A 3,730-nucleotide genomic window follows, 5' to 3' on the forward strand; every position below is an offset into this window, starting at 1 on the left:
CCTTAAAAGATCGGCCATTTCCGCGTACTCTCCAAGTAGCGCCCGGACCGCTGGAAGCCGACGCGTCGAGTAATCGGTGATCGCGCCTCCTCGAAAATAATCAAGCAAGTAAGGGAGCGGATCTTCGAGAACAATGCCATGACAATACAACAAAAATCGTTTCAGATTGAATGCCATCACGCCAATGGTGCTACTATCAAAATCATATTGAAAGTTCTGATAGTGCGTCTCACCCGAAACGTAATCCAGCCCTACAGACTGACTGGTGGTGAACGCCGTTGAAATCGAGGGGCGAAACTCGCCAGGCCTCTTTTCTGGCAATGTGTAGGCCGCATAGAATTCATTGATGGCGTCGCCGAGTTCCGACAATTTACGATGAGTTAAGTCATATTTGTCAAGCTCTTTCTTAGAGAGTTCGAGGTCTAGATTTGCTTCGATTACGTCAATTACGCTTGAATTATTTCTTTCCATCACTTCTCCAATTAATTCAGTTGCGGCGACCAAATAAATTAACGAGCGTTGGCCGGATGGCAACTCAGGAGAAACGGCCGCCAAACTGCGCGAGGCTACCCGCGTCGCGCTCGCCTCAAACAGGTTAGGACTACGCTATTCAACTTTGTCGGACCTACGCCTTCCCGAGTCCATCATCCTTGCCACTGCGCTTACCTGTGCGACACCCGCCCTGAAGTACCCGGCCACCGTATCGGTGCTTCGATGCCCCGTCATGGCCATCGTCTCCTGCAAGGGCATGTTCTGACGTCCGGCCTCCGTGACGAATCCCGATCGCAGCGAATGCGCCGAGAAATCATCCCCCACGCCTGCGAGCGCACATCGCGCTTTCACGATGTCCCGAACCGCCGTCCCCGAGAGCCCGTCGGTGCCGAGTTTCCCGTTCTTGAGGATACGCCGGAAGAGGGGCCCCGAAGTGATGCCACCGGCCTTGAGCCAGGCTTCCAGTGCTTCAGCGGCTGAGCCGACGACAGGCTTCACGTCCTCGGGCCGCACCTTCCCGTTGTGGTTCGTCTTGGAACTGGCCAGCGTGTAGAGAAAGTTCCCCCCATCGACGCGACGCAGGTTCTCGAAGACCGCTTCTGACACCTCGGAGCGCCGGCGCCCGCCCGAGGCCCAGGCAAAGAGCAACAAGGCGCGATCGCGCTTTCCCTTCAGCGAGTTGTCGCAGGTTTCCAAAACCGCCTCCAGCGGCTCCTTGGTCAGCGCACGCTGCTTGTGGGGCAGGGCGTTGCGCTTCGCATAGGCCTTCCTCGTCTTGCTCAGCAGCGCCTTCACTGCAGGATCCACGCACGGATTGGGCTGCTTGGAAACGTGGTGTGCCATCGAGAGCACGGAGACCCGGTGCATCAGGGTGTTCAGTGCCGGCGCCCCGAGTTTTCCCTTGAACCCGGCGTCCACCAGTGCCTCGTCGATCTCGGGCGGCAACTGGTGCTCGAGGCCCGCCTTGGTCGATCGCTGCGCATGGTCGACGACGAACTGAACAACCACAGGGACTGGAACCGGCAGCGCCATCTGCCGCCCGTAGCGCGCACCGAACCACGCCGCCCAGTAGCGCATGGCGGCGCGGTACGCCAGACGGGTGTTGTCCGATTCGCCCTCAGCCATGAGGTCGTGCGCGGCTTCTTCGGCCATCCCGGACAGTTGACTGGGATCGAGCAGCGCGTGGTCGCGCTTCAACGGCATCAAGGCTTTCGACACCTTGGATGGCGGCACTTTGTCAGCAGATTTCATGGACGACCTCCAGCAGCATGGGTTCACGGGACGACGGCGCGCGCAGGCCGATCAGAGCCGTCTTTCTGTTATTTATCACACGTGTCATGTATGATGTCTTACGTATATTCTACATCACTTCTGATAATCTCTTATTATCGCAAGTAAAAACAGGACCCCGGAGCAGGGCATGAACCTGAAAAGTTCGAGCGTTGAATTTCAGCCGCGCAGCGGTGGCCGCGGCATCCAGGAGACCCAGGTCTGGGAGGCTGCTGACGCGCTCGTGCACGAAGGTCTGCGCCCGACGATCGAGCGCGTGCGCCAGAAGATCGGCAGCGGCTCGCCCAACACCGTGAGCCCGATGCTGGAGCGTTGGTTCGCCACGCTCGGCAAGCGCCTGGACGGCCGCAGCGGCAGGCTGGCCGATAGCCTGGCCAATAACGAGGCGCAGCAGCTCCCCCTGGCCATCGTCCAGGCCGCCCAGCAGTTCTGGGACCTCGCCCGGCGTGAAGCCGATCAGGTGCAGGTCCAGAAAACCGAGGCGACCCGGCGCGAGTTCGAGCTGGAGCGCAGCGCCCTGGCCCAGAAGGAAGCAGAGCTCAAGCAGCGCGAGACCTCCTTCGAGCAGGCCCGCGTCGCGCTCGATGAAGCCCTCGCCTCGTCACGTCAGGCGGTCGCGGCCATGGAGGCCCAAATGCACGCGCAGCAGCAAGAGTCCGTTCGCTTGCTCGGCGACTCCGAAGCCGAGGTTAGGCGCCTGCGCAAGGCTCTGGACGAGGCCGTGGCCAGCAAAGAAGCCCTGCGCGAAAAGTCGGCGATGGAACTCGGCGCCAAGCAGCGCGCCGCGGACGAAGCCGAGGAGCGCCATCTGGCCCAGGAACGCCGCCTCCTCTCCGAGGTCGATCGCGAGCGCATGGTCACGCGCCAAGCCAGCGCCGACCTCGCCAAGGAGCAAAAGGCCCGTGCTGCCGATGCTGAGTCAGCGCGCACCGTCCTGGGCGCCGCCCAGCAGGCGCTGCAGGCCGAGAAGATCGCGCACCGCGACGCTGCCGCCGCCTGGTCGCGCCAGCAGCAGGAGGCTCAAGTCGAACTGGCCCTCCTGCGCGAGCGCGCCGCTGGCGCCGAACAGCGGGCTACCGACCACGTATCTCAATTGGAGCGCCAGAAGGAACAGTCCGCGCGAGAAATAGCCCAGCTGCGCGAGAGCCAGACGGCCATGGCGAACGCCCTGCAACAGCTGGGGGCCAGCCGCGAACAAGGTGAGCCCCAAGCCGCGGGCTCGACAAACTCGCCAAAGAGCAGGCGCCGACGATCGTAGAGCCCTCGAACGGGCAGTGGCAGCAAGGGGCCGCTGCGGGCCCGTTAGCCACCCGAACTACTCGACCGCCGTCATGCCTGCCGCGCGGATCGCGGCGCGGTCGAAACTCACCACGGTGCTGCATCCCTCGCGAAGCGCGATGCGCGAGATGAGAAAGTCGGCAAAGCCAGCTTTGCCTGTCTTCCCTCCTCGCAAGGCCTGGACGGCATCTTGCACGGCTTCGCGCGCCTGGAGTTTGAATTGAGGCGTGGCCAGCAGATCGGTGACCGTTTCCACAAGATCGCTCGTTGTAGCGCCGTAAAGACGCTGGAGTACCCAACACAGTTCGACCAACACGACCAGACTAATGAAACCTGGGGAGCGCTGGCTTAACTGGGTTTCAATGAAGCGCGTTGCGCTGGCAGCTTGCACCTTGTCGTCCTGCGCGAGGTATCGCACGAGGACATTGGTATCCAAACCGATCATCAGATCAGCGTCCGGGCCTGCGTTGGCGCTCCACGGCACCCTCGCCGATGGCCCGATCCATTGCCTCCAGACTGACTGGCTTCGCGACGCGACCGGCAAACCGCCCCTTCAAAGAGGACACCTTATTCCTGACCGGAACGACCATGAATCCTTCTCCTTCGGGGACGAAATCGATTTTCGAGCCGGCCTCCAGGCCCAGAGCGTTGCGCACGGACACGGGCAGGG

Annotated in this window: 5 protein-coding genes; 1 reads left to right on the forward strand and 4 read right to left on the reverse strand. The window is 61.9% G+C overall.

Annotated elements, in window-relative coordinates; translation table 11 throughout:
• Together AC1D2E_RS35165 and AC1D2E_RS35170 are read right to left on the reverse strand one after the other, a co-directional pair.
• The coding region (locus AC1D2E_RS35165; RefSeq protein ID WP_478201686.1) for a hypothetical protein at positions 1–471 on the reverse strand (471 nt) is incomplete at its 3' end.
• A gap of 135 nt (positions 472–606) precedes the next feature.
• Entirely contained in the window at positions 607–1,695 is a 1,089-nt protein-coding gene (locus AC1D2E_RS35170) for a site-specific integrase (RefSeq protein ID WP_478201690.1), read from the reverse strand.
• Positions 1,696–1,912: 217 nt separating this feature from the next.
• Between AC1D2E_RS35170 and AC1D2E_RS35175 the strand changes: the two genes are divergently transcribed.
• A complete protein-coding gene (locus AC1D2E_RS35175) occupies positions 1,913–3,040 on the forward strand; it encodes a DNA-binding protein (RefSeq protein WP_478201687.1) in 1,128 nt (375 codons plus the stop codon).
• A gap of 57 nt (positions 3,041–3,097) precedes the next feature.
• Here AC1D2E_RS35175 and AC1D2E_RS35180 read toward each other — a convergent pair whose 3' ends face one another.
• Positions 3,098–3,505 carry a PIN domain-containing protein gene (locus AC1D2E_RS35180; RefSeq protein ID WP_478201688.1) on the reverse strand — a complete coding sequence of 136 codons (408 nt, stop codon included), beginning with the start codon at positions 3,503–3,505 and terminating at the stop codon, positions 3,098–3,100.
• 4 nt (positions 3,506–3,509) lie between these two features.
• Positions 3,510–3,730: AbrB/MazE/SpoVT family DNA-binding domain-containing protein (locus AC1D2E_RS35185; protein WP_478201689.1), on the reverse strand; the 221-nt coding region annotated here is incomplete at its 5' end.

The sequence above is a fragment of the Variovorax sp. P1_H2 genome, from assembly GCF_056405295.1.

What these genes read in the sequence shown, in the direction of transcription:
- AC1D2E_RS35175 (WP_478201687.1), top strand. Translation starts at nt 1,913, where the DNA reads ATGAACCTGAAAAGTTCGAGCGTTGAATTTCAGCCGCGCAGCGGTGGC.
- AC1D2E_RS35180 (WP_478201688.1), bottom strand. Translation starts at nt 3,505, where the DNA reads ATGATCGGTTTGGATACCAATGTCCTCGTGCGATACCTCGCGCAGGAC.
- AC1D2E_RS35170 (WP_478201690.1), bottom strand. Translation starts at nt 1,695, where the DNA reads ATGCCGTTGAAGCGCGACCACGCGCTGCTCGATCCCAGTCAACTGTCC.